The 24,958-nt window shown below is 73.2% G+C and carries 18 protein-coding genes; 6 read left to right on the forward strand and 12 right to left on the reverse strand.

Translation table 11 applies throughout. The features are described from left to right. Window positions 1–2: 2 nt before the first annotated feature. From P2H44_RS11145 to P2H44_RS11170, 6 genes are all read right to left on the reverse strand, one after another. Complete coding sequence (locus P2H44_RS11145; protein ID WP_275763597.1) at window positions 3–1,649, reverse strand: ShlB/FhaC/HecB family hemolysin secretion/activation protein; 1,647 nt, start codon at window positions 1,647–1,649, stop codon at window positions 3–5. 457 nt (window positions 1,650–2,106) lie between these two features. Continuing rightward, entirely contained in the window at window positions 2,107–2,445 is a 339-nt protein-coding gene (locus P2H44_RS11150) for a hypothetical protein (RefSeq protein ID WP_275763598.1), read from the reverse strand. A 257-nt stretch (window positions 2,446–2,702) separates the two neighbouring features. After that, window positions 2,703–4,742 carry an adenylate/guanylate cyclase domain-containing protein gene (locus P2H44_RS11155; RefSeq protein WP_275763599.1) on the reverse strand — a complete coding sequence of 680 codons (2,040 nt, stop codon included), beginning with the start codon at window positions 4,740–4,742 and terminating at the stop codon, window positions 2,703–2,705. 93 nt (window positions 4,743–4,835) lie between these two features. Next, window positions 4,836–6,170, reverse strand: coding sequence for a glutamate--tRNA ligase (locus P2H44_RS11160; RefSeq protein WP_275763600.1), 1,335 nt, complete (start codon window positions 6,168–6,170; stop codon window positions 4,836–4,838). After that, entirely contained in the window at window positions 6,167–6,865 is a 699-nt protein-coding gene (locus P2H44_RS11165; RefSeq protein ID WP_275763601.1) for a hypothetical protein, read from the reverse strand. The genes P2H44_RS11160 and P2H44_RS11165 overlap by 4 nt, the downstream gene beginning before the upstream one ends. Then, a complete protein-coding gene (locus tag P2H44_RS11170) occupies window positions 6,858–8,516 on the reverse strand; it encodes an NAD+ synthase (RefSeq protein WP_275763602.1) in 1,659 nt (552 codons plus the stop codon). The genes P2H44_RS11165 and P2H44_RS11170 overlap by 8 nt, the downstream gene beginning before the upstream one ends. Window positions 8,517–9,323: 807 nt before the next feature. Here P2H44_RS11170 and P2H44_RS11175 point away from each other — a divergent pair. After that, the gene (locus P2H44_RS11175) at window positions 9,324–10,871 is read left to right on the forward strand and encodes an MORN repeat-containing protein (RefSeq protein ID WP_275763603.1); all 1,548 of its coding nucleotides are present in this window, start codon (window positions 9,324–9,326) and stop codon (window positions 10,869–10,871) included. 187 nt (window positions 10,872–11,058) lie between these two features. Here P2H44_RS11175 and P2H44_RS11180 read toward each other — a convergent pair whose 3' ends face one another. Next, window positions 11,059–13,635, reverse strand: coding sequence for a methyl-accepting chemotaxis protein (locus tag P2H44_RS11180; RefSeq protein WP_275763604.1), 2,577 nt, complete (start codon window positions 13,633–13,635; stop codon window positions 11,059–11,061). Window positions 13,636–14,019: 384 nt separating this feature from the next. Between P2H44_RS11180 and P2H44_RS11185 the strand changes: the two genes are divergently transcribed. The 4 genes from P2H44_RS11185 (at window position 14,020) to P2H44_RS11200 (ending at window position 18,500) form a co-directional block, all read left to right on the forward strand. After that, window positions 14,020–15,585, forward strand: a complete 1,566-nt coding sequence (locus P2H44_RS11185; protein WP_275763605.1) for a 2-isopropylmalate synthase — start codon at window positions 14,020–14,022, stop codon at window positions 15,583–15,585. A 412-nt stretch (window positions 15,586–15,997) separates the two neighbouring features. After that, window positions 15,998–16,795, forward strand: coding sequence for a prephenate dehydrogenase (locus P2H44_RS11190; RefSeq protein ID WP_275763606.1), 798 nt, complete (start codon window positions 15,998–16,000; stop codon window positions 16,793–16,795). A 73-nt stretch (window positions 16,796–16,868) separates the two neighbouring features. Continuing rightward, window positions 16,869–17,639: a type I methionyl aminopeptidase gene (gene map, locus P2H44_RS11195; RefSeq protein ID WP_275763607.1), complete on the forward strand. Its 771-nt coding sequence runs from the start codon at window positions 16,869–16,871 to the stop codon at window positions 17,637–17,639. A 345-nt stretch (window positions 17,640–17,984) separates the two neighbouring features. Then, window positions 17,985–18,500, forward strand: coding sequence for a GNAT family N-acetyltransferase (locus P2H44_RS11200; protein ID WP_275763608.1), 516 nt, complete (start codon window positions 17,985–17,987; stop codon window positions 18,498–18,500). Between the two features lie 7 nt (window positions 18,501–18,507). Here P2H44_RS11200 and P2H44_RS11205 read toward each other — a convergent pair whose 3' ends face one another. The 4 genes from P2H44_RS11205 to P2H44_RS11220 all read right to left on the reverse strand — a co-directional run bounded on the left by P2H44_RS11205 (window position 18,508) and on the right by P2H44_RS11220 (window position 21,964). Continuing rightward, complete coding sequence (locus P2H44_RS11205) at window positions 18,508–18,951, reverse strand: hypothetical protein (protein WP_275763609.1); 444 nt, start codon at window positions 18,949–18,951, stop codon at window positions 18,508–18,510. Then, window positions 18,948–19,700: a CPBP family intramembrane glutamic endopeptidase gene (locus P2H44_RS11210; protein ID WP_275763610.1), complete on the reverse strand. Its 753-nt coding sequence runs from the start codon at window positions 19,698–19,700 to the stop codon at window positions 18,948–18,950. The genes P2H44_RS11205 and P2H44_RS11210 overlap by 4 nt, the downstream gene beginning before the upstream one ends. 452 nt (window positions 19,701–20,152) lie before the next feature. Then, window positions 20,153–20,848, reverse strand: coding sequence for an OmpA family protein (locus P2H44_RS11215; RefSeq protein ID WP_275763611.1), 696 nt, complete (start codon window positions 20,846–20,848; stop codon window positions 20,153–20,155). Between the two features lie 408 nt (window positions 20,849–21,256). After that, window positions 21,257–21,964: a hypothetical protein gene (locus tag P2H44_RS11220; protein WP_275763612.1), complete on the reverse strand. Its 708-nt coding sequence runs from the start codon at window positions 21,962–21,964 to the stop codon at window positions 21,257–21,259. A 182-nt stretch (window positions 21,965–22,146) separates the two neighbouring features. On the opposite strand from P2H44_RS11220, the gene P2H44_RS11225 reads away from it, so the two are divergent. Further along, window positions 22,147–22,809, forward strand: a complete 663-nt coding sequence (locus tag P2H44_RS11225; protein WP_275763613.1) for a TetR/AcrR family transcriptional regulator — start codon at window positions 22,147–22,149, stop codon at window positions 22,807–22,809. A 531-nt stretch (window positions 22,810–23,340) separates the two neighbouring features. Here the strand turns inward: P2H44_RS11225 and P2H44_RS11230 are convergent. Then, window positions 23,341–24,927: a lysine--tRNA ligase gene (locus P2H44_RS11230; protein WP_275763614.1), complete on the reverse strand. Its 1,587-nt coding sequence runs from the start codon at window positions 24,925–24,927 to the stop codon at window positions 23,341–23,343. Window positions 24,928–24,958: the final 31 nt, after the last annotated feature.

Here is a 24,958-nt window from a genome sequence, read left to right on the forward strand (position 1 = left end):
GCTCAGAACTCCTTCACCGCGCTGAACAGAAGCCGCCACGAGCGGCTCTGGTCATAGGCGAGGGGAACGTTGATCGGCTTCGCGGCCTCGAGGTTCAGCGACAGGCGGCCGGGGAAGGTGGCGCGCACGCCGAACCCGGCCGAGAAGATCTCGGCATGCGGCGGCGCGCCGCCGTCGAGGTTGCGCACCTCCGCCCAGTCCATGAAGCCGTAAAGCTCGTAGGGCGCGCGCAGGGAGTCGATGACCAGCTCGTCGCCGTATCGCACCTCCACCGCGCCGCCGAGGCCGGTGTCGCCGGAATATTCGGACGGGTGATAGGCGCGGCCCAGCTCGGGCCCGCCGATCGACATCTCCTCGGAGGCGAGCAGCGCCCGGTCGGCGGTCTGCGCCCAGGCCTTGCCCCAGAGCGAGAACCCCTCCCCCAGCACCTGGGTGCGCGAGAGCTCCGCGCGCACCGACAGGAACACGCCGTCGCCGTCCTGGCGGCTGAGGTTGACGTCGCCCGCCCGGCTCGCGTCCAGCACCGGCAGGCCCTGGCGCAGCTCGATCCGGCCCTCGGTGAAGCCGCTCTCGTCGCGCATCACGCCTTCGTAGCCGAAGAACAGCACGTTCAGCCGGTCGTCGGTCACCAGGTTCTGGCCCACCGCCGGCAGGCCCGGGATCGGCGCGACGGCGGGGGTCAGGGAGTTCACCTGCACCGCCTCGAAGCCGCCGAAGAAATCCAGGCTGATCGCGCGGGTGCGCACCGCGGGATAGCGCAGGCCCAGCTCGATCTCGGTCTGGTCGTTCGAGATGTCGAAGCCCTTCACGATGTCGCCCGGCGCGCTCTCGGAATATAGCGCGCGGAACCACCCGCTCAGGCCGGAGGTCCCCAGGAACCGCTCGTGCTCGAGCTGGACGGTCCAGCGCTCCTCCCAGCTGTCGCCCAGCAGGTCCTCGTAGTCGGCGGAGTTGAACCAGCTCAGCGTGGTGGTGTCGGCGGCGGGCGACCAGGAGTTGAACGTGCCCACCAGGCCCACCAGGCCGGGGCCCAGGATCGGCGACTGGCGGTTGTCGGCGAAGGCGGTCAGCGAGAACGGCTCCCGCTCCATGTTGATGTAGAGCTCGATGGCCCCGCGCTCGTCGCCGCCGATCTTGGGCACCGCGGCGGCGCGGGTGATGCCGGGGATGTCGTTGAGCTGCAGCAGGACCCGCTCCAGCTCTTCGAGCGTGGGGTTGCGCTTGCCTTCCAGGGGTTTGGCGAAGGTCTCGGCCAGGGCGCGGACGGGGCCGATGGGCAGCTCCGGCGCCTCGATGGCGACCTTGGTGATCACCGCCTCGACGATCTCGATCCGCGCGCGGCCGCCGTCGATGCGCTGGGCGGGCACCACCACGCGGGTGAACAGGTAGCCGTCGTCGCGATAGCGCTGCTGGAGCCGCCCGGCGATGGCGAAGAGCTCGGTGAGGTCGATCTCCTCCCCCAGCAGGCCCTCGTAGGCCTGCGCCAGGGTCGCGTCGTCGTAGAGCGTGCCGCCCGACAGCGTCAGCCCGGTCAGGACGAAGCGGATGTCGCGGGCGTTGGCGGGCGGGGTCTGGGAGGTGAACTCGACGTCGGCCGCGGGCCCCAGCGCGCCGGGCTCGGGCCGGACGCGGTCGGTCGCCTCGCGCATCGCGCGCCCCGGATCGGGAAGGCGCGTGGCGATCGGCGGCGCGGTCTGCGCCTCCGCCGCGAAAGACGTGAAACCGGCCGCGAACGCCGCGGCCGTCGCCGCCGACGCGCGTCGCTTCCCCCGTCGCGACCCACCGGCCTTGCCCAAGATATCCCTCGCCGTGCTGCGACCCGCCCGATCAAGCGTTAACATCGCGTAAGGTATGCGGTCAAACGAATGAACGGGGACTCCTACAGAGAAAGACCCCGGTTAACCATACGTTCAGAAAGGGATTTTCGTCGCGCGGATCGGGCCCCCGCCACGCGCGGCGCGCGCCGGCGGCGTCCAGCGCTCGGCCGGTCCGACGCGCGCGTCAGCCGGGGGCCGGCGCGCGTGGGTGCGGTGCGAAAAGCGGGACGCTCAGCCCAGGTTCTCAACCCAGAGGCTCAGCCCCTTCGCGCGGTCGCGCCCGGTCCGCTCACTCCTGGTCCCAGGAGGGGGCGCGGATGGCGCCGACCACGTGGCTCGAGTCGTTGCGCTCGGCGGTCAGCCGCTCCAGCGCGCCGGGGGCGTCGGAGCCCGCCTTGCCCAGCGCCCCGGAATACGGGCCGTTCACCGAGCGGGTCGAGCCGTCGGCCGCGATCATCACCAGCTTCTGCCCGCCCGAGAGCGACACGCTCTGCGAGGCCGGAATCACCGAGCCGGGCACGATGGAGGAGACGTTGCTCTCCAGGATCACGAAGTCGGAGGCCGCCGCGGGCTGCGCGGCCAGGGACACGGCGGCGGCGAACAGGACCGTGCCGATAATCTGGGTCACAGGCCGTTTCATGCCGAATACTCCCATGTAAAAGGTCGACGGACCCTTTGCCTTGAAACGCGGCGAAATTGCGGACGCCGACGACGGCGGGGCCCAGGCGAACGCGTGGATAATCCACCGTCGTCAAACACAAGATCGTATCCACACCCATGTGACGCAAGGACACGATACCTCATTTCCGCCCGATTCACGACTCCGCTCCACGGAGGGCGTGTCGTGGGCGCCGCACACCGGGGGCCGGCGGAAACCGTCGCCGCTCAGGCGATGCGATCGTCCATGAGCCCGGCGCGCAGCCGAGCCACGTGCAGCTCGACCAGCGGATCGCCCTGCCCCAGCGCGCCCTCGGCCGCCAGCGCCTCGAAGGCGGCGAGCGCCGCGGCGGGGTCGGTCGCGATCAGCGCATGGGCCTGCGCATAGGCCTCGCGCAGCCGCTCGCCGGCGCGGGGATCGTGGTTCCACACCTGCACCGGCTCGGCCTTGCCCTTCAGCATCACCCGGCCCACGGGACGCAGCGCGGGCAGCGGCTTGTCGGGCTCGGCGAAGACCTCGGCCGCGGCGCGCGCGGCCTCCGACACCGTCACCCGGGTGCCGAGCGTCTTGTTGATGCTCTCCAGCCGGGCGGCGGTGTTCATCGCGTCGCCCATGGCGGTGTAGTCGAAGCGCTTGCGCCCGCCGAAGTTGCCGACCGATGCCGCGCCCGAATGCACCCCGATCCGCGTCACCCCCAGCCCGAGATGCGCGTGCGCCCTGCGGAAGTCCTCGGCGAAGGCGTCCATCGCCACCGCGCAGCGCACCGCGTTCAGGGCGTGGTCGCGCTCGGGCGTCAGCGCGCCGAACAGCGCCACCACCGCGTCGCCGATGAACTTGTCGATCGAGCCGCCATGCGCCCCGATGATGTCGGACATGCCGTCGAAATACTCGTTCAGCATCCCCGCCAGCACCTCCGGCTCCAGCTTCTCGGACATGTCGGTGAAGCCGGCGACGTCGGTGAAGATGAAGGAGATCTCGCGCCGCTCTCCGCCCAGCCGCAGGCTCGAGCGGTCGCGCGCCAGCCGGTCGACCATCGCGGGCTCCAGGTAGTGGGAGAACGCTTGGCGGATGAAGGCCTTCTCCTGCACCGAGAAGAACGCCTCCGCCGCGCCCCCCAGCCCGAAGGCCAGCGCCAGCGCGGCGAGGCCGGGGCCGATGGGCAGGTAGGGCCCGCCCCAGACGCCCGCCAGCGTCAGCGCCAGCGCCATGTAGCCCACGAAGGCCACGACCACCCCGACCGCGCGCCAGTGCAGCGCGATCGAGGAGATGCCGATCAGCGCGCCCAGCAGCGCCATCGCCGCCACCACCGCCATGCCGCTGCGCTGGTCCACGCTCCAGTTGCGCACCACCCGCCCGTCGAGCAGCTGACTCAGCACATGCGCGTGCACCAGCACGCCGGCGTAGCCCTTGAACTCGGTCAGGCCGGGATCGACCAGCAGCGAGGTCGCGTGCCGGTCGGTCTGCGGCAGGTCCGCGCCGATGAAGACGAAGCGCCCCCCGAACCAGCCCGAGAACATCTGCCGGGGCAGCGCGGGGTTCAGCAGCACCTGGCTCTGGATCTTCTGGAAGGCCTCGGCGTGATCCACCGTCTCGCGCCGCCAGTCGACGATGCCGCGCTTCTGGAAGTCGCCCTCGACGCCCGCCGATTCCAGCATCGCCGCCGACATGCCCAGGATCTCGCCGGTCATGTAGTTGTCGAAGCGGCGCACCACCCCGTCGGGGTCGTAGTCGAGCACCGCCGAGCCGGGGATCGCGCCCGCCTGCTCCCGGAACCAGTTCATGTATTCCATCTGCCGCGGCAGCATCCCCGCCCGCTCGTCGGCATAGGCCAGCACGACCTTGCCGGGGAAGTTGCGGATCGCCTCGATCAGGCGCTGGTCCTTCGCGGGCTCGGTCGGCTGGTCGATCAGGATGTCGAGCGCGAAGCCCTTCACCCCCGCCGCTCCCAGCAGGTCGATCACCTCGGCCAGGTGGTTGCGGTCCACCGGCGAGCGGTAGGGGAACAGCGCCAGCGTTTCCTCGGTGATGGTGATGACCGAGATCCTTGGGTCCTGCTTGTCGGTCAGGGGCGAGAACAGCACCCGCAGCCGGTCGTTGAGCCCCGATTCCAGGCTCTTGAGGACCTGCACGTTGGCGAAGCCCATCACGCAGACCAGCGCCACGCCCAGCGCGATGACCAGCCCCGCCAGACGCCGCGGCGAGGCCAGCGTCCGCAGCCGCCCGTGCTCGCCTGCGCCCGAGGCGCCCTCGTCGCTCGTCGCGCTCACCCTCGATCGTCCTCCCCCCGAGACGTCCGTGGACGCCGCAGACCGAGGTGGCACGCGCTCCGCAGCCGCGTCAACCTTGGCGACGCCTCGGGATCAATCGGCGGGGATTTCACCGGGTTGCGGCGCGGGCGCGGACATCAGCGGCATCAGCGCCGCCATCTCCGGCCCCCGGTCGCGCCCGGTCAGCGCCCGGCGCAGCGGCAGGAACAGGCCCCGGCCCTTGCGCCCGGTCGCGGCCTTCAGCGCCCCGGTCCACTCGCCCCAGGTCGCCTCGGTCCAGGGCTTGGGCGGCAGGGCGGCCAGCGCCTGGGCCACGAACGCCCGGTCCTCGGGCGCGACCACGGGCGCGGTCCCCTCGCGCAGCAGCGCGTCCCACTCGGCGATCTCGTCGAAGCGGGTCAGGTTGGCGTGCACCGCCGCCCACAGCGCTTCGGGGTTCGCCACGCCCAGGGCCGCGAGCCGCGGCGCGGCGGCCTCGTAGGGCATCGCGTGCAGGATCTTCTCGGACAGCGGCCCGAGGTCGGCCGCGTCCAGCCGCGTCGGCGCGGTTCCGAAGCGGGTCACGTCGAAGCCCTCGGCCAGCTCCGCCGGCGTCTGGCGCGGCTCCACCGGATCGGCCGAGCCCAGCCGCGCGATCAGCGACAGCAGCGCCATCGGCTCCAGCCCCTGCGCGCGCAGGGCCCGCAGGCTCAGCGCCTCGGCGCGCTTGGAGAACGCCTCCCCCTCTGGCCCGGTCAGCAGCGAGTGGTGGGCGAAGCGCGGCGCCTCGGCCCCCAGCGCGCGCATGATCTGCACCTGGGCGGCGGTGTTGGTCACGTGGTCCGCCCCGCGCACCACGTCGGTGACCCCCATCTCCGCGTCGTCCACAGAGCTTGCGAGCGTGTAGAGGACCTGCCCGTCCTCCCGGATCAGCACCGGATCGGAGACCGAGGCCGCGTCGATCGAGACCGGGCCCAGGATCCCGTCGATCCACTCCACCCGCTGCCGCTCAAGCTTGAAACGCCAGTGGGGCGGACGCTCGGCGGCGAGCCGCGCCTTCTCCGCCTCGCCCAGCGCCAGCGCCGCCCGGTCGTAGACCGGCGGCAGCCCGCGCGAGAGCTGCACGCGCCGCTTCAGCGCCAGGTCGTCGGGCGTCTCCCAGCAGGGATAGAGGCGGCCGGAGGCCTTCAGCCGCTCCGCCGCCTCGGCGTAGCGGTCGAGCCGTTCGGACTGGCGCAGCTCCGCGTCGCGATCCAGGCCCAGCCAGTCGAGATCCTCGCGGATCGCCTCGACGTAGCGCTCCTCCGAGCGGGCGGCGTCGGTGTCGTCGATGCGCAGCACGAAGCGCCCGCCGGCCCGGCGGGCGATGGCCCAGTTGAAGAAGGCCGCGCGCAGGTTGCCCAGGTGCAGGAACCCGGTGGGCGAGGGCGCGAAGCGCGTGAGGGTCATTTCCCCTCCAGCTCCGGGCGATGGGCGCGGAAGGTCAGCAGCATCGGGTCGCAGCCGCCCACGATCATCTGCTTGCGGAAGCAGCGCGCGGGCATCCCCGACAGCATGTTCATCGCCTTCTGGAACTGGAAAAGCGCAACGGTCTTCGGGGGTCGCACGCCTTTCTTCAGGCTGTATCCGAAGCCGGGCGAGAAGAAAGACGAGACCAGGCGGTAGCTCTTCACGTTCGCCCAGGGCACGAAGCCGAACAGGCGGTCCTCCAGCCCCTCGGCCGTCACCCGCAGCACCGGCTGGGTCTTCGCCCCCTCGCGCCACAGCAGCAGGCCCATCAGGGCGAAGCACAGCCCGCCCACGCCCGCGATCATCGGCGAGGGCGGCTCGGCCGGCCCCGCGGGCGCGTCGCCGCCCTGCCCCGCATCCTCGCCCGAGGCGTCGGCCGAAGGCGAGGCCGGACCCTCCACCGAGGGCAGCGCCTCGATGGTGGGGCCGGCGTCGGTCTGCGCCCGCGTCTGCGCCAGCTGCTGGTCCAGCGCGGCGCTGACCGCGGTCCACAGGAACAGGGCCGCGACCAGCAGCGCCATCACGCTCATCATCTTCAGCTTGAACGTGTTCTGGTGGAACTCGATCACGCGCGGGATCTCGCCCCCCTCCCCGTAGAGGAAGGCGACGGGGTCGGTCGGGGTCGGATCAGTCACGGTCGCGCCAGCTCATCGCTATGGGGTAACGGCGGTCCAGCCAGAAGGCCTTGGGGCCCAGCTTGGGGCCCGGCGCCGACTGGAAGCGCTTGTATTCGGCGAGGTAGAGCAGCCGCTCCACCTTCTCGACGGTCTCGCGGTCGTGGCCCCTCGCCACCAGGTCGCCGACCGAGAGGTCGCCCTCCACCAGCCCTTCCAGGATGTCGTCCAGCACCTCGTAGGGGGGCAGGCTGTCCTCGTCCTTCTGGTCCTCGCGCAGCTCGGCGCTCGGCGGCTTGTCGATCACGCGCGGCGGGATGACGACGCCCTCGGGCCCCTTCATCCAGTCGCGATGGTTGGCGTTGCGCCAGCGGCAGGCCGCGAAGACCCGCATCTTGTAGAGGTCCTTGATCGGGTTCCAGCCGCCGTTCATGTCGCCGTAGAGCGTGGCGTAGCCGACCGCCACCTCGGACTTGTTGCCGGTGGTCAGCAGCAGCTCGCCGAACTTGTTCGAGAGCGCCATCAGGATCAGGCCGCGCAGGCGGGACTGGAGGTTCTCCTCCGTCACGTCGGCGGCCAGCCCGTCGAACAGGGGCGCCAGCGTCTGCGTCATGGTCTCGACGCCGGGGCCGATCGGCACGGTGTCGAGCTTCGTGCCCAGCGCCTTCGCCACCCCCGCCGCATCTTCGAGGCTGTGCTCGGACGTGTAGCGGGAGGGGAGCATCACGCAGCGCACGTTCTCGGGCCCGATGGCGTCGGCGGCGATGGCCGCGACCAGCGCGCTGTCGACCCCGCCCGAGAGGCCCAGCACCACCTTCTTGAAGCCGGTCTTGGCGAGGTAGTCCCGCGTGCCCACCACCATCGCCTGGTAGTCGAGCTCCGCCGCGTCGGGCACGGGCGCGAGCGGGCCCTGCGCGCAGCGCCAGCCCTCGTTCGTGCGTTCGAAATCGATATGGACGACCTGCTCCGTGAAGAACGGAAGCTGCACGGCCAGCCCGCCGTGGACGTTCAGCACGAAGCTGCCGCCGTCGAAGACCTGGTCGTCCTGACCGCCGGTGCGGTTGAGGTAGACCAGCGGCAGGCCCGTCTCGATCACGCGCGCCACCATCAGGTTCTGGCGCATGTCGTGCTTGCCCCGCTCGTAGGGGGAGCCGTTGGGCACGAACAGGATCTCGGCCCCGGATTCGGCCGCGGTCTCGGCCACGTCGGGGAACCAGGCGTCCTCGCAGATCGGCACGCCGATGCGCGCCTCGCCGATCTGGACCGGGCCCGAGGGGTCGGCGGAGTGGTAGAGCCGCTTCTCGTCGAAGACGCCGTAGTTGGGCAGGTGGTGCTTGGAGATGCGCGCGCGCACCTCGCCGCCCTGCAGGATCCAGTAGGCATTCTCCGGCCGCTCGAGCCCCGCCCAGGGCGCGCCGATGGCGAGCGCGGGCCCCTCCCGGGTGGCTTGCGCCAGGCGCTCAATGCGCGCCATGCAGGCCTTCACGAAGGCGGGCTTGAGGACGAGGTCCTGGGGCTGGTAGCCGGCCAGGAACATCTCGGGCAGCGCCACGAGGTCGGCGCCGGCGTCCCGGCCCTGCTCCCACGCGGCGAGCGCCTTGGCGGCGTTGCCGTCCAGGTCGCCGACGCGGGGGTCGAGCTGGGCGAGCGTCAGGCGGAAGGCGTCGGGCATCGCGGTCTCCGGCGCGGGCGGCGGGGTCGGTTTCAGGTCGGGCAGTTACAGGCGCCCCGCCCGGCGAGGCAAGCCCGCGCGGCGACGCGGCCTTGGGGAGGGGGGCTCGCGGATGGCGCCTCAAGGAGGGGAAGCGCCGAGGGAGCCGGCCTGCGGCCGGTCCTCGCCTGCGGCGGGCGAAGGCGGCGCCGCGTCCCTCGCCGCCGGCCTGCATTCGCGAGAGCGGCGGGAGCGGAACGGAGAGCGGGGCGATGCCGAGGCGCCCTCCCTGCCCGATCGCATCCGCGGCGACGGCGCCTGGGCGTCTGCAATGGCGGCCGCGCCTGGGCGCCGGCGGCGCCCTCGGAAAGTAAGCCGGCCTGCGGCCGGGTTTCGCCTCCGGCGCAAAGACGCGGCTGCGCGGAGGCCTGGCGGGGAGGCCGTCGGCTCCCTAGGGCGCTATGCGCGCTTCGCGGAGGGGAGCCGGCCTGCGGCCGGGATCGCCTCCGGCGGACGCGGCCCGGTTGGTCGGCCGCGTCGTCGACGGGCGTCGGCGGAACGGCGGTCGAAAGACTCCGGGGGCGGAGCGCGGGCCGGCCTGCGGCCGGATCCCGCCTGCGGCGGCTTCGCGGAGAATTCGTCCCGAACTGGAAGGGCTTCCGCTGCGCACCGCCTCGCGCCCGGTTGCATGGGGCGGAGGGCGCGCCTACTGTCCGCCTTGCGTGCCGCGGGGCCTGGGGACTGCGCCCTGCGACGCCGACGATCGCCCGGCGCGCGGACGCCGCGAGGGCGCGCGTCGCATCGGGACGCTGAACAGGCGGGAGATACATGGGCCGAGGTTGGGTCTGGGCGCTGGTCGGCGCCGGCGCGGCGGCCGCCGCGGGGGTCGCGACCGCGCAATCGAACGTCGAGACCAAGCGCTACGACACCGGCGAGGTCTACGAGGGCCAGTTCAAGGAAGGCCGCCAACACGGGACCGGCACGCTCGTGCGTCCCGACGGCTTCCGCTACACGGGCGAGTTCGTGGACGGCTGGATCCAGGGCAAGGGCGTCGCCGAATACCCCAACGGCTCGGTCTACGAGGGCGAGTTCGTGGGCGGCAAGCCGCAGGGCCGCGGCACCATCCGCTACTCGGACGGCGGCTCCTACGAGGGCGAGTGGGTCGAGGGCAAGATCCAGGGCCAGGGCGTGGCGCGCTATGCCGACGGCGTGGTCTACGAGGGTGCCTTCGTCGAGAACCAGCCCTCCGGCCAGGGCGTGCTGACCCGCCCCGACGGCTATCGCTATGAAGGAACCTTCGTCGCCGGCGCGCCCGAGGGCGAGGCGACCGTGCGCTACCCCGACGGCTCGGTCTACCAGGGCGGCATGCAGGGCGGACTGCGCCACGGCGAGGGCAAGATCGAGCTCGCCGACGGCTTCGTCTACGAGGGCGGCTTCGTCGAGGGCCGGATCGAGGGCTCGGGCCGCGCCCGCCAGGCCAACGGCGACGTCTACGAGGGCGCCTTCGTCGACGGCCGGCGCGAGGGCGAGGGCCGTGTCGTCTACGCCAACGGCGACGTCTACGAGGGCGGCTTCAAGGACGACCTGCGCCACGGCGCGGGCCGCTTCGTGGGCGCCGACGGCTTCCGCTACGAGGGCGAGTGGGTCGAGGGCCGGATCGAGGGCCAGGGCAAGGCCACCTACGCCGACGGCGCCGTGCACGAGGGGACATTCGTCGCCGGCGCGCCCGAGGGGCCGGGCGTGGTGCGCTATCCCGACGGCTCCACCTTCCAGGGATCGTGGTCCGGCGGGCGCATCCAGGGCGAGGGCGTGGCGGTCTACGCCAACGGCGCGCGCTACGAGGGCGGCTTCGTCGACGGCAAGTACGACGGGAGCGGCCGGCTCGAATACCCCGACGGCTACGTTTACGACGGCGAATGGACCGCGGGCGTGCAGGACGGGACGGGCACGACCACCTTCGCCGACGGCTCGGTCTACTCGGGCGGCTTCGTGAACGGGCTGCGCGACGGCCAGGGGCGGATCGAGATGCCCGACGGCTTCGTCTACGAGGGCGGCTGGCAGGAGGGCGAGATCCACGGCGAGGGCGTGGCCTCCTACAAGGGCGGCGACGTCTACCGCGGCCGCTTCGAACATGGCCAGCGCAACGGCCCCGGCCGGATGGAATACGCCGACGGCACGGTGTTCGAGGGCTGGTGGGTCGACGGCCGACCCGGCGCCGAGCCCTCGGGCGAGGCCGAGGGTCAGGCCGCCGGCGAAGCCTCGGGCGACGCCGCCGCCGGGTCCGCCGGCCAAGCCGCCGACCAGCCCGCTGCAGATGCGTCTGGCGCCGACGCAGGCACCTCGGGCGAGACCCAGCCGGCGGAAGGCGACGGCTGAAGCCTGGACGTCGGCGCCTCGGGGGGCGGAGAGCCTCCGGCGCGCCGGCGTCTGGAACCCGTCCGCGGGGCAATGACAGGCGCCTCCCCTGGCCGGAGCTGACCCCGCCGGCGTCCGCGACCGTCTCGCCGACACCCGGTCTCCAGGCGAACGCCCGGTCTCCCCGGAATTCCTCCCCTTCCCGGCCTCAGGCGGCGCGAGACTTCGCGGCGGGGGCGGCGCTGTCGCGGGTGCGGAACATCGCGGTCAGGCGGTCGAGCTCTTCGGATTCGCGGGCGAGATCGCGGGCGGAGCGGGCCGAGCTGTCGGCGAGCGCCGCGTTGCGCTGGGTGTTCTCGTCCATCTGGGTGACCGCCTGGTTGATCTCCTCCACGCCCGAGGCCTGCTCGCGGCTGGCGGCGTCGATGCGGCCCACCCGCTCGGAGATGCGCCGCAGGCTCTCGGCCATCTCGGAGAGCGAGGCGCCGGTGCGCTCGACCAGGCCCACGCCCTCGGTCACGCGCTCGGCGCTCTCGGCGATCAGGCCGCGGATGTCGTCGGCGGCCTCGCGCGAGCGACGGGCGAGCGCCCCGACCTCGGAGGCGACCACCGCGAAGCCCTTGCCCGCGTCGCCGGCGCGCGCAGCCTCCACCGCGGCGTTGAGGGCGAGCAGGTTGGTCTGGGTGGCGATCGAGGCGATCACGTCCACGATCTCCCCCATCCGGCGGGAGCTTTCGGAGAGGCGGCCCATCGCCTCCACCGCCTCGTCGACCACCACGCGCCCGCCGTCGGCGCGGCGGTCGGCGTCGGTCGCCTCGCTGCGCGCCTCGGAGGCGGCGTCGGCGTTGGCCTTCACCGAGCCGGTCATCTCCTCCATCAGGGCGGCGGTCTGCTCGAGGGCGGCGGCCTGGCTCTCGGCCCGTTCGGCGAGCGAGCCCGCGCCCGAGGCGATCTCCTCGGAGGCGCCGCGCACCCGGCCGCCGGCGGACTTGATCTCGGAGACGAGGGTGTCCAGCCGCTCGGTCGTCTCGTTCACGCCGCGCGCGAGCTGGCCCAGCACGCCCGCGTATTCGCCCTGCACCTGGCGGGTCAGGTCGCCCTCGGCCAGCGCCCGCACCGAGGCGTCGACGTCGGCCGAGAAGGCGGCCACGATCTCGCAGATGCGGTTCATGCCGCCGCCCACGTCGCGCAGGAAGGCGTCCTGCGTGTCGGTGTCGATGCGGCGCGAAAAGTCGCCGTCCGCCGCCGCCGTCAGCACCTCGCGCAGCTGCGTCTCCAGCCGGCGGCTGTCGGTGACGTCGTCCCAGGTGATCACGTAGCCCAGCCGCCGCCGGTTGCGGTCGACGATGAGCGAGGCCGAGACGTCGAACATCCGCTCGTCGAAGCTGATGGTCGAATGGTGGCGGCCGGTCAGCCCCTCCAGCATCTGCTGGATGCGGGCCTTGTCCTTGTGGAAGATGTCGATCTTCTTGCCCGCCAGGCCGTCGATGTCCGAGCCCATCGAGGCGAAGTAGCCGCGCGAGGGCTCGATCATCTTCGAGAAGGCGGGGTTGGCGTAAGTGATGTAGAAACGCGCGTTGCAGACCACGATCGGCGCCTCGGAGACGTCGAGCGCGGTGGTGATGCGGTGCATGCGGTCGGCGAGGCGCTGCGTCTCCTCGGCGGTGCGGGCCAGCACGCCGACCTCGTCCTTGCGCGCGGTGACGCCCGGGGGAAGATCGACGTCCTTGCCGGAGTTGAGCGCCTCGAACACCCGCGAGAGGGCGCGGATCGGCCCGACCACGCCGCGCGCCAGCACGAAGGCCACCGCGGCGGCCGCCAGGAAGGTGACGAGCATCGCCCCGACGGTCGTGGCCAGGCGTCCGTCGGCCTGCGCCGTGACGCCCGCCGCGGCCGCCTGCAGGCGGTCGGCCACCTGGTCCTCGAGCGCTTTCAGCTCCCCGATTCGCCGGGTCGCGGCGTCGAACCACTCCGGCCCCGTCACGCCGGCCAGGAAGCCCAGGCGCACGCCGTCGGCGGCGGCTGCGCGCAGGCGCTCGACCTCCTGCGAGGCGGGCGAGGCGGCGAAGGCCGCGATCGTCTCGGCGAGGTCCCCTTCCGCGGCCACGCGGGCGGTGTCGAGGTGGACCGACTGGCGGATGCCGAGATCGGTGAACCGCGCGTACACCGCCGGTTCGAACCGGCCCCCGCCGAAGCCGTTGGCGCCCATCGCCCGCTCCAGCCCCGCGGCCTCCTTCGCCTCGACCAGGGCGGCGTAGACGCCCATCAGCCGGTCGCCGGCGGGGAAGTCGAGGGAGGCGCGCAGGTCGCTCTCAACCTCGATCAGGTCGCGGATGCCGCCGGTGTAGGTCTTGGCCATCTCGGGCAGCGGCATCGTCAGGGCGTCCACCGCCTGGCGGGCGGCGGCGAGCGCGCCGAGCTGCGCCATCGCGGCCGCGGCCGAGTCCAGCGCGGCCTGGGCGCCGCCCTCCTCCCGGTAGGCGTCGACCGCGGTTGCGAAGGCGGCGCGGTCCGCGTCCGTCTCCCCGCGGACGGCGGCCAGGCGCGAGGCGAAGCCGCCCTGCCCCTGCGCGCCGATGAAGCCCGCCGAGACGCCGCGTTCCTTCTGCAGGGAATGCACCAGGTTCGAGGCGGCGCGCATCATGGCCACGCCCTTGCCCACCTCCTGCGCCGCCTCCCGCCGGCTCCAGGCGTCCTGCACCGTCACGGCGGCGAAGGCCGCCATGAACAGCAGCGGCACGCCCACGGCGAGGGCGAAACGATGCACGATGGTGAAGTTGAACATCCGGCGGCTCCGCTGCGATCCAAGGTCTCGGCGGCGGGACCATCGGCCGATATGCTTTCCAGAGCGTCAACGCCGAGGCGCCCGACGCCGCGATTTCGCGCTTTTCTTCCCCGGCGCGACGCGTGTATAAGCCCGCCTATGGTCACCGACGCCCATATCGCCCCCGCCGACGCCCGCGCGCCCTTCGCGCCCGGCGTTCCGGCGCGCGCGCATATCCGCGTCCTCCGCGGCCTCGACCTCCTTCTCCTTACGCGCCCCTGAGCGTGCCGGGATCTGCGGCGCGCGCGCTCAGGGGACGTTCGCGACGCGCCGCGCAGACCCGACGGAGCCTCGGCTGATTTCCCGGCCGGTCCGTCTCAGGCACAAGCGCAAAGGATCACCGACATGACCGCTCCTGCTCCCGCGTCCGACCGCGTGCAGATCTTCGACACCACCCTGCGCGACGGCGAACAGTCGCCCGGCGCCACCATGACCCTGGCCGAGAAGCTGTCGGTCGCCCGCCTGCTGGACGAGATGGGCGTGGACATCATCGAGGCGGGCTTCCCCATCGCCTCCGAGGGCGACTTCGAGAGCGTCTCGGCCATCTCCGGAATCGTCGAGAAGGCCACCGTCTGCGGCCTGGCCCGCACCGGCGCCGCCGATATCGAGCGCGCCGCCAAGGCGGTGGAGAAGGCCAAGACGAACCGCATCCACACCTTCATCGCCACCTCGCCGATCCACATGGCCCGCAAGCTGCAGCTGGAGCCCGAGGCGGTGCTGGAGAAGATCCACTTCGCCGTCACCCACGCGCGCAAGTTCGTGGACGAGGTGCAGTGGTCGCCCGAGGACGCCACCCGCTCGGAGCATGACTTCCTGGTCAAGGCCGTGCAGGTCGCCGTCGACGCCGGGGCGAAGGTCATCAACATCCCCGACACCGTCGGCTACACCGCGCCGGAGGAGAGCGCCGCCCTGATCCGCATGCTGCGCGAGCGGGTGACGGGGATCGAGGACGTGGTCTTCTCGACCCACTGCCACAACGACCTGGGCATGGCCGTCGCGAACTCGCTGGCCGCCGTCTCGGCCGGCGCGCGGCAGGTGGAGTGCACGATCAACGGCCTGGGCGAGCGGGCGGGCAACGCCGCGCTGGAGGAGATCGTGATGGCGATGCGCGTGCGCCATGACATCCTGCCCTGGACCAACGGCGTCGACACCACCCGGATCATGCAGGCCTCGCGCCTGGTCAGCCAGATCACCGGCTTCCCGGTGCAGTACAACAAGGCCGTGGTCGGCAAGAACGCCTTCGCCCACGAGAGCGGCATCCACCAGGACGGGATGCTGAAGGACACCACCACCTACGAGATCATGCGTCCCGAGATGGTGGGCCTGAACGAATCCAGCCTGGTGATGGGCAAGCACTCCGGCCGCGCCGCCTTCCGCGCCAAGCTGCGCGAGCTGGGCCATGAGGTCGGCGACAACCAGCTGAACGACGTCTTCGTGCGCTTCAAGGCCCTGGCCGACACCAAGAAGGAAGTCTACGACGAGGACATCCTGGCGCTGATGGCCGAGACCGGCGCCGACGGCGCCCCCCAGCGCTTCGAGGTGAAGGAGCTGGCGGTCACCTGCGGCACCACCCGCTCGCCGAAGGCCGAGCTGACCATGGTGGTGGACGGCGTCGAGAAGTCCGCGACCGAGACCGGCGACGGCCCGGTGGACTGCTGCTTCAAGGCGGTGCGCGCGATCGTTCCGCACGAGGCGAAGCTGCAGCTGTTCCAGATCCACGCGGTGACCGAGGGGACCGACGCGCAGGCCACCTGCTCGGTCCGGCTGGAGGAGGACGGGCGCATCGCCACCGGCCGCGCCTCCGACACCGACACGATCCTGGCCGCCACCCGCGCCTACGTCCACGCCCTGAACCGCCTGCAGGTGCGCCGCGAGAAGTCGGTCGCGCCCCAGGAGGCGAAGGCCGGCTGACCCGGACCCCGGAACGCCCCCGGACGCCGGCCGCCAGGCCCGGCGCCCGGCCCGGCGCGAGAGAACGCCCCCGCGGAGCCTCCGCGGGGGCGTCGTCGTCTCTGCCCTCCGCATCCGTCGGGGGGGTGGTTGCGCCCGGCTGCCTCCGGGGTCGCCGCGTCGCCCGTCGCGTGGGCGTCGCCGTCGCGCCACGCCGCGGGGCCGGTCTCCGGGGCGCGCTGCGCAGGGCCGTTGACGGCCCGGCCGGGCGGGGGTAGAGCCGCGCCATGACCTCGACGCCCGCGACCCTCTTCGCCGTCAGCTATCGCCCGCTGCCCTAGCAGCGGACCGATCGTCGTCTCCCGCTGCCCTCGCGCCAGCGGTCGACCGTCGAGCCTCATGACCCCTGGCCCCAAGTTTCCGGACCAGGACCATGAACGCATCGCCCCGCCCCTCCGACTTCCGCCCCGCGCCGGCCCCCGCCGATGCGCCCGCCGCCTCCGTGGCGGTGGTGGGCTTCGGCGCCTTCGGCCGGCTGGTCGCCGAGGCCCTCGCCCCCCACGCCGCCGTCTGCGTCCACGACCGCAGCCCCCGGGCGCTGGCCGAGGCCGAGGCCGCGGGCTTCCGGCCCGTCCCCGACCTCTCGGGCCTGTCGGCCGAGATCGTGGTGCTGGCCGTGCCCCTGCCCGCGCTCGCCGAGGTGTTGCGCGCGATCGCGCCGCACCTGCGCCCCGGTCAACTCGTGCTCGACGTCTGCTCGGTGAAGGAGGCGCCCGCGCGCCTGCTGCGCGATCTGCTGCCGCCCTTCGTCGAGATCCTCGCCACCCACCCGATGTTCGGCCCGCAGAGCGCGCGCGACGGGCTCGCCGGGCGGCAGATCGTGCTCTGCCCGATCCGGGGGCGGCGCTGGCGCGGCCTCGCGCGGTTCCTGCGCCGCCTCGGCCTTGAGGTGCTGCGCGCCACGCCCGAGGAGCACGACCGCCAGGCGGCGCTGAGCCAGGGCCTGACGCACCTTCTCGCCCACGCCTTCGCGAGCCTGGGCGAGCGCCCCCGCATCCGCACCCGCAGCTTCGAGCTCATGAGCGAGGCGCTGGCCATGGTGCTCGACGACGCGCCGGAGGTGTTCGAGGCGGTGACCCGCGCCAACCCCCACGTGGCCCCCCTGCGCGCGCGCCTGGTCGAGGCGCTCTCGACCGCCGCCCCGCCGGCCCGCCCCGGCGGGACCGCCTGAGGCGGGCGCGGACGACGCGCGCCTGCGTCGCCGCCTCTCGACAACGCCCCTCCGTCGCACGATCTTCCCCGCCATGACCATCACCCGCGAAGACGAGCTCCTCGGCCTGAAGGAGATCGGGCGCATCGTCGCCGAGACGTTGCAGGCCATGGCCCGCGCCATGGCGCCCGGCATGACCACCGCCGAGCTCGACGCCATCGGCGCCGCGCTGCTGGCGCGCGAGGGCGCCGTCTCGGCCCCGCAGAGCAGCTACGGCTTCCCCGGCGCCACCTGCATCTCGGTGAACGAGGAGGTGGCCCACGGCATCCCCGGCCCCCGGATCCTCGTGCCCGGGGACCTGGTGAACATCGACGTCTCCGCCTCGAAGAACGGCTATTTCGCCGACACCGGGGCGAGCTTCGCCCTGCCCGCCGGCGGGGGCGCCGAGGCCCCCCACGCGCGCCTGCGCCGCGACGGGCGGCGGGCGATGGAGCTGGGCGTGGCGCAGGTGGTCCCCGGCCGCCCCCTCGCCGGGATCGGCCAGGCCATCGGGCGCTTCGCGGCCAAGCGCGGCTACACGCTGGTGACCAACCTCGCCAGCCACGGCGTCGGCCGCTCGCTGCACGAATGGCCCGAGACGGTGGCGACCTGGCCCACCCGCGGCGACCGCCGGCGGATCCACGAGGGGCTGGTGCTGACGGTGGAGCCTTTCCTGTCCACCGGCGCCCGCCACGCGACCGAGGGCGCCGACGGCTGGACCCTGCACGCCCGCCCCCGCGCCCCGGTCGTCCAGTACGAGCATACGGTTGTGGCGACGGCGAAAGGCCCGCTGGTCCTGACCCTGCCCGGCCGCGCCGCCGCCTGAGCCCGCAGGCCCCGTCCGCCTCCCAACAGGCGGACGGGGCGCGGGAGGGTCGTCGCGCGCCGGCCGGCTTCCCCACCGTCCGCCCCGCGTCGTCTCCCGTTCCAGGCGCCGGGGAGCGGCCGCCCGCCTCCCCCGCGCGATGCGGACCGGACGGCCCGGCCCCGCGCGTCGCCGCGCCGGGCCGGGTCGCGACCGGGGCGGACCATAGGAACTCCGCCCGACCCGTGGCCAATGGAAACTTTGTCCCCGATTGGAAAACCGCAGCGCGGGCGCGCCCTTGACCTTTTCCCCAGCGCGCCCTCCCCATGGCCGACGCCCCGCCTCCGCCGGGGCCGGAGGAGACGCATGACCCGGATCGAGCTTCGCGAAGCCCTCGCGCCCGAGGACCACGACCGGGCCCGCGCCCTGTGCGAGACCTTCCGCGACTGGCTGCGGGTGCGCTACGCGGACCATCCGGTGGTGGTGGGCGACTACTACGGCGACGCCGCCTGGGCGCCGCTGATGGCGGACCTGCCGACGCTCCACGCCCCGCCCGAGGGCGCAATCCTGCTCGCCTTCCTCGACGGGCGCCTCGCCGGCTGCACCATGCTGCGCGCCCTGCCCGAGCCGGGCCTGTGCGAGATGAAGCGCATGTACGTGGAGGCGTTCGCCCGCGGGACCGGCGTCGCCTCGGCGCTGGTCGAGGGGCTGTGCGACCTCGCCCGCGCGCGGGGCTATCGGACCATGCGCCTCGACACCGGCAGGCTGCAGGTCGAAGCGCAGGCCCTCTACCGCCGCAGCGGCTTCGTCGAGCGCGGGCCCTACTACGACCCGCCCGAGAACCTGTGCGAGCTGCTGGTCTATTTCGAGCGCGCGCTCTGAGCCGGCGTCAGTAGCGGAAATCCCACTGGGTCAGGTGCACGCCGGCCGCGCCGCGCAGCACCACCTCGCCGCCGTCGAAGCTCAGCACCAGGTCGCGCCCGCGGATCGAGGGCAGCAGGTCCCATGGCGTCAGGCCCAGCCCCTCGAGGCTGATGACGTCGCGCCCCTGCTCGAAGTCCAGGATGAAGCCGCGCCCGCCCGAGAGGCGGAACTCGAACCGGTCGCCCTCCAGGAAGCGCTTCAGCCCCTCGGGATCGTCGCCCTCCCCGCCCGGCGCCTCGCCGCCCTCCAGCCGCGGGGCGTCGCCGAGGTTCAGGCGCAGCGTGTCCTCGTCGTCCAGGCGCAGGGGGTCGCCGCCCTTCGGGCGCTCGGCATCGTCGCCCTCCGGGCGCGGGGCGTCGTCCCCCTCCGGCTCGGGCGCGTCGTCGGTCTCTCCTCCCGGTCCGGTCATGTCGGGACCGCCCCGTGATAGAAGAACCGGCCCAGGCCGATGGTGAAGATCAGCCAGCCCGCGATCGCGTGCAGCAGCACCGGGAACCAGAAGTTGCGCCCCCGCCCGTGCAGGTAGGCCAGCGCGAAGATCGCCCCGCCCGCCGCCGTCAGGATCAGCGCCACCCCGTTCCACAGGAACAGGTGCGCCAGCGCGAAGACCGCCGCGTTGGTGGTCACCGCCGCCGCCTTCGAGGGGAACAGCGCGCCGTAGCGGCGGAAGAACAGCACCCGGAACAGCGCCTCCTGCGGCAGCGCCGACAGGATCGGGTAGAGCAGCAGGATCATCAGCCACAGGTCGGGCATGGCGATGGGCATCCAGAACATCGCCTGCGGGATCAGCCACAGGGTCAGCGTCCAGATCGCCGCCCCCGTCGCCACGGCGAAGACCGGCGCCGGCCAGATCCCGGGCGAGGGCGACCCCTCCAGGAACTCCGCGAAGCGGAACCCCGGCGTGATCGCCAGCAGCGCCAGCCCCAGCGCGAAGCTGCAGGCCAGCAGCGTCCACATGATCGAGGGCGGCAGACCGAATGCCAGCGCCAGCGGCAGGCCCACGAACAGCACCCCGAACTCCACCGCCAGCCGCCGGCGCGAGGGCAGCGTCGCCGGCGCCGCCGCCTCGGGCAGGTCCTCGGGCACGCCGGGGGGGGCGCGCAGGGGCGCCCGCTCCGCCTCCGCCGGCGCCGGACGCAGCCCGTCGCGCGGGCTCACCGCCGTCCCTCCCGCACGCGCAGGGGGAGCGGAGCGGGGCCGGAACGGGCTCGCGGGCGGCGGGGGCGCATGGCGGTCTCCGGTCGAGAGGTCGGGGCGTCTTGCGTCGGGTCGGGCCGCGGGGCCCGCAGAGGCGAAGGCTCACACCTAGCCCATGGACCGCGCGGCGCAAGCCCGCGGCGCCGGCGACGTGGCGCAGGGCGCGAGGGGCGCGGTCCGGAACCGCCCCGCCCTGAACTGCCCCGTCCTGAAACGAGAACGCACGCCGCGCGGTAGAGCCGCGGGCGTGCGTCGCCCGGCGCCCCGGCCCCGGGGTGCGACGGGAGGGGCCTCGGCGCCGGTCTGCAAGGGGCCGCGCCCGTCCACGGACGCGGCCCCGAAGGGAGGGTCCCGCCGGCGCGCTCAGGCGCCGGCGGCGACGGTCGTGCGGCGCGGCCCGGAGGCCGGCGCGCTTACGAGTCGGTCGCGGGGACGATCAGGATCTCGACCCGGCGGTTGGCGGCGCGGCCCTCGGCGGTCTCGTTCGAGGCGACGGGCTGGTTCTCGCCGCGGCCGTAGGACTCGATGCGCGCGCGCTTCACGCCGCGGTCGATCAGCTCCGAGGCGACGGCCTTGGCGCGCTGGTTCGAGAGCTTCTTGTTGTAGGCCTTCTCGCCGGTCGAATCGGTGTGCCCGATCACGTCGACGTAGGAGGACGGGTACTTCTGCAGGGTTTTGGCGACGCGGTTCAGCGGGCGCTTGAACTCCGGCTTCACCACAGTCGAGTCGGTGTCGAAGGTGACGCCGCCCGGCAGGGTGACCAGCAGCGCGTCGTCCACGCGCTTCACGTCGGCGCCGGTGCCCGACAGGTCCTGGCGCAGGTCGTCCTCCTGCTGGTCGAGGTAGCTGCCCACCGCGGCGCCGGCCAGCAGGCCGATGCCCGCGCCGACCAGCGCGTTCCGGCGGTCGTCGCCGCCCACCAGCATGCCCGCGCCCGCGCCCAGCACCGCGCCCACGCCCGCGCCGGCGAGCTGGTTGTCCGAGGGGCCCTGCCCGCTGGCGCAGGCGGTCAGGGTGGCGGCGGCGCACAGCGCCACGACCGGCGCGCGCAGGCTGCGCAGCGCGCGGGTCGGACGGGCGGTCGGGCGGGCGGTGGGGATCGCGGTCATGGCGTCGAGCTCCTCGCTTGATTCCGGTGCGGCCGACGCGGCGTCGGCTCCGACGCTCACCCTGTCGAAAAATGAGGCCGCCCAAGGGCCGCGCGGCGGCCATCGCAAGCCGATTGCACGACCGTGCGGCGTCCCGGGGGGCGCCTTGCGGCCCACATTCCATGCAAGCATCTGATTTCGTTGGCCTCGGACGTCCCGGGCGAGCTCGGGTCCCCGCAAAGCGACCGCTCCGCCGCCGGACGCCTCGCGCCGCCGCCGCCCGCGACGGCGCCCTTCCCCTGCCCCGACCGGCGCGTCCCGCGCGCCGTCCGCCTGCGCTCGCGCCCCCTGCCCCCAGTCCTCCCGGTCGTCCTGCGCCGCGCCGACTCGTCCGGCGCCAGCCCGCCGGGCGGAGACGCTCCGCCCGCCTCACCCGGCGCCGGTCTCCCGTCCACCGCCGGACGGTCCGGCGACACCGGCCGCCGTCTCGCCGCGCGGCGCGTCCCCGACCGGCGCGGACCGGTCCGCGGCTTCCGAATCCGCCGCGTCCGCATCCGGGACCTCTCCCGCCGCGCCGCCCCAGCTCTCTTCCGCTTCCAGGGCAAGCCCCCGATCGCGTGCATGCTGGCGCAGCCGCGCCTCCGCCTCCTGGAAGCGGGGGGCCAGCGTCTCGATCCGCTGGAGGATGAAGGCGGCGTCGTCCCGCCGGCCTTGAGCGTCCAGCAGCGGACCGCCGTAGGAGCTCAGCATTCCCAGGATCGAGTCGCGGATGCAGGTGCGATCCTCGACCATGTCGGTCAGCACCGCCAGCGCCTCCATCCCCAGGGGAGCGTCATGGCGGCGGGCCGCGAGCTTCAGCGCCTCGGCCGCCCGCTCCACCGCCGCGTCGAAGCCGCCGTGATCTGCCCGCAGGCGGCGGCGCTCGGCGTCGGGCGCCGGCAGGCCGGAGGCTGCGACGCGCAGGAAGCCCAGCGCGCCGGTCTCTAGGAAATACATGTGCCGCAGGCGCGCCAGCAGGGTCGCGGCATGGCGGCTGAACTCGGCCGTGCCCACCTTGAAGTCCATCGCCAGGACCAGGGGCAGCAGCCGCGCCAGCCCGCGCGCCTCCTCCTCCACCCGTCGCTGCCAGCCGTCCATTCCGCCGCGCGGTCCCCTCCGCCAGTGCGTCCGACGCCCCGGACCGGGCGGCCCGCGGCCGCCGGGCCGTCGCCCGCGCGCGACCCTAGTCGGGCCGGGTTAACGAGCGGTTCAAGCCTGCGCGGCCGGCGCCCGCGCGGGGCGCATTGGCGCCCGGCTCCGGGCCAAGTAAGACAGGCCCCATGACCGACGCGACGGGACCCAGCGGCGAGGGAGAGGACGGCGGCCGCGCGCGACGCGGCTACCATCACGGCAACCTGCGCGAGGCGCTGGTCGAGGCCGCCCTGCCGCTGATCGCCTCCCGCGGCCCGCAGGGCTTCACCCTGGCGGAAGTGGCGCGGGAGGCCGGCGTCTCCAACGCCGCGCCCTACCGCCACTTCAAGGGGCGCGAGGACCTGATCGCCGAGATGGCGCGGCGCGGCTTCGACCTCTTCGCCGACCTGCTGGAGCGGGCCTGGAACAAGGGCCAGCCCAGCCCGATCTCGGCGTTCGAGAAGATGAGCCGCGCCTATCTCCACTTCGCGCGGCGCGAGCCCGGCATGTATATCGCCATGTTCGAGAGCGGCGTGGCCGTCCACGCCGACCCCGCGCTGCGCGCCGCCTCCGACCGGGCGATGGGCGTGATGCGCGCGGCCTCCGAGGCGCTGGTGATGCGCCTGCCGCCCGAGAAGCGCCCGCCGGTGCAGATGATGAGCTACCATATCTGGGCGCTCTCCCACGGGGTCGTGGAGCTGTTCGCGCGCGAGAGCGCCGGCCAGCGCGCCTCGATCTCGCCCGAGGACCTGCTCGAGACCGGCGCCATGGTCTACCTGCGCGGCCTCGGCCTGATCCCCGGCGACGACTGACGCCCGCCCTCCGCTCGTCGAGGCGCCGCGTCCCCCGTCCCGTCCGACCCCGAGCCCCCGCCCGCGGCGCACCGCGAAGCCGGCGCCCGGTCCCAGCCGTCCCCCGCCCCCGACCGCCGCTCCTCCCCCCGCCCGCAGACCTGTCGCCCCGGCGCGACGCCCGCAGCGGGTCGCCAAGCGCCTGTTCTCCGGAGCCGTCTCTCGCGGATGCCGGAAAGAGCGAGTCGGGCGGAGCGGTCAGGGATCGCGAAGCGACCCCGCGCTTGCGCGGGGCTTGTCCTTGACCGCTCCGCCCGACTCGCTCAGGCATCCATCAGCGAGAGACGGATCCGGAGAGCAGGCGCGGCCCTGTTCTTTGGTGAGTCAGGAGCCCGCCGGAGGCAGCCACGCCCGCCCCTCCAGGCACGCCCGACCCCAAAGGCCCAAGCCCGCCCGCAGGGCGCCTGCAGACCGCCCCTTCTCCAAAACGACGAAAGCCGCGCAGGTCGCGCGGCTTTCGGACGTTCGCTCGCCGGTCGGGGGACGCCGCCGTCAGGCCGCCTCCACCAGCTCCCCTTTCAGCGCCCGCTCGATCAGCGCCGCCGTCTCGGCCACGCCGTAGAGCGCCACGAACCCGCCGAAGCGCGGCCCCTGGGAGGCGCCCAGCAGCACCTCGTAGAGCGCCTTGAACCAGTCGCGCAGGTTCTCGAACCCGTGGTCCTTGCCCACCGCGTAGACCTCGTCCTGCAGCGCCTCGGGCGAGGCCTCGCCCTGCCAGCCCCGCAGGCGGGCGGCGAGGTCGGCCAGCGCCGCCTGCTCCTGCGCGGTGGCCTCGCGGAAGACGCGGGTGGGCTTCACCTTGTCCTGGTAGTAGGCGACCGCCCGGCCCACCGCGGCGTCGAAGCCGGGGTTTGTCTCGGCCGAGGCGCCCGGCGCGTAGCGCGCGAGGAACCCCCACAGCGTCGCCTTGTCCTCGGCGCCCGTCACCGAGGCGAGGTTGAGCAGCATCGCGAAGGGCACGACCATCTCGTCCGCCGGCGGGGTTCCGCCGTGGATGTGCCAGGCCGGGTTCATCAGCTGCGCCTTCAACTCCTGCTCGGGGAAGGCGCGCAGGTGCTGCGAGTACTCGTCGACCGTGCGCGGGATCACGTCCCAGTGCAGGCGCTTGGCGGTCTTGGGCTTCTGGAACATGAACAGCGACAGCGATTCCGGCGAGGCGTAGGCCAGCCACTCCTCGATCGAGAGGCCGTTGCCCTTCGACTTGGAGATCTTCTGGCCGTCGCCGTCCAGGAACAGCTCGTAGTTGAACATCTCCGGGCTGGGCATTCCCACCGCCCGGCAGATCTTCTTTCCGAGGTCCGCGGACGGGATCAGGTCCTTGCCGTGCATCTCGTAGTCGACGCCGAGCGCCATCCAGCGCATCGCCCAATCCGGCTTCCACTGCAGCTTGCAGTTCCCGCCCGTCACCGGGATCTCGACGCGCTCGCCGTCCGGCTCCTCGTAGACGATGGTGCCCTTGGTCAGGTTGCGCTCCAGCGTCGGGACCTGGAGGACGTGGCCGGTCTTCGGCGACACGGGCAGGAAGGGCGAGTAGGTCGCCTGCCGCTCGGACCCGAGGCTCGGCAGCATCACCTCCATCACCGCGTCGAACTTTTCGAGGATGCGCAGCAGCATCGCGTCGAAGCGGCCCGACTTGTAGTAATCGGTGGCCGAGGCGAACTCGTACTCGAAGCCGAAGGCGTCGAGGAACGACCGCAGGCGGGCGTTGTTGTGCTCGCCGAAGCTGGGGTGCGTGCCGAAGGGATCCCGCACGCGGGTCAGCGGCAGGTTCAGATCCTCGAGCAGCATCTCGCGGTTGGGCACGTTGGTCGGCGCCTTGCGCAGGCCGTCCATGTCGTCCGAGAAGCACAGCAGCTTGGTGGGGATGTCCGAGATCGCCTCGAACGCCCGCCGCACCATGGTGGTGCGGGCGACCTCGCCGAACGTGCCGATATGGGGCAGGCCCGAGGGGCCGTAGCCCGTCTCGAACAGCACGTAGCCTTTCTCGGGCGGCGCCTTCTCGAACCGTTTGACCAGCCGGCGCGCCTCTTCGAAGGGCCAGGCCCTGGAGTCGAGGGCGGCGTCGCGCAGCTCGGTCATGTCGTCGGTCTCCTTGAGGAGAGGCTCGGGG

This window comes from Albimonas marina (assembly GCF_029223255.1).
Lineage (GTDB): Bacteria > Pseudomonadota > Alphaproteobacteria > Rhodobacterales > Rhodobacteraceae > Albimonas.

Coding starts and splice junctions, on each gene's coding strand:
- P2H44_RS11160 (WP_275763600.1), bottom strand. CDS start 6,170: ATGACCCTCACGCGCTTCGCGCCCTCGCCCACCGGGTTCCTGCACCTG.
- P2H44_RS11215 (WP_275763611.1), bottom strand. CDS start 20,848: ATGACCGCGATCCCCACCGCCCGCCCGACCGCCCGTCCGACCCGCGCG.
- P2H44_RS11205 (WP_275763609.1), bottom strand. CDS start 18,951: ATGACCGGACCGGGAGGAGAGACCGACGACGCGCCCGAGCCGGAGGGG.
- P2H44_RS11180 (WP_275763604.1), bottom strand. CDS start 13,635: ATGTTCAACTTCACCATCGTGCATCGTTTCGCCCTCGCCGTGGGCGTG.
- P2H44_RS11230 (WP_275763614.1), bottom strand. CDS start 24,927: ATGACCGAGCTGCGCGACGCCGCCCTCGACTCCAGGGCCTGGCCCTTC.
- map (WP_275763607.1), top strand. CDS start 16,869: ATGACCATCACCCGCGAAGACGAGCTCCTCGGCCTGAAGGAGATCGGG.
- P2H44_RS11220 (WP_275763612.1), bottom strand. CDS start 21,964: ATGGACGGCTGGCAGCGACGGGTGGAGGAGGAGGCGCGCGGGCTGGCG.
- P2H44_RS11200 (WP_275763608.1), top strand. CDS start 17,985: ATGACCCGGATCGAGCTTCGCGAAGCCCTCGCGCCCGAGGACCACGAC.
- P2H44_RS11145 (WP_275763597.1), bottom strand. CDS start 1,649: ATGCGCGAGGCGACCGACCGCGTCCGGCCCGAGCCCGGCGCGCTGGGG.
- P2H44_RS11185 (WP_275763605.1), top strand. CDS start 14,020: ATGACCGCTCCTGCTCCCGCGTCCGACCGCGTGCAGATCTTCGACACC.
- P2H44_RS11225 (WP_275763613.1), top strand. CDS start 22,147: ATGACCGACGCGACGGGACCCAGCGGCGAGGGAGAGGACGGCGGCCGC.
- P2H44_RS11175 (WP_275763603.1), top strand. CDS start 9,324: ATGGGCCGAGGTTGGGTCTGGGCGCTGGTCGGCGCCGGCGCGGCGGCC.
- P2H44_RS11170 (WP_275763602.1), bottom strand. CDS start 8,516: ATGCCCGACGCCTTCCGCCTGACGCTCGCCCAGCTCGACCCCCGCGTC.
- P2H44_RS11190 (WP_275763606.1), top strand. CDS start 15,998: ATGAACGCATCGCCCCGCCCCTCCGACTTCCGCCCCGCGCCGGCCCCC.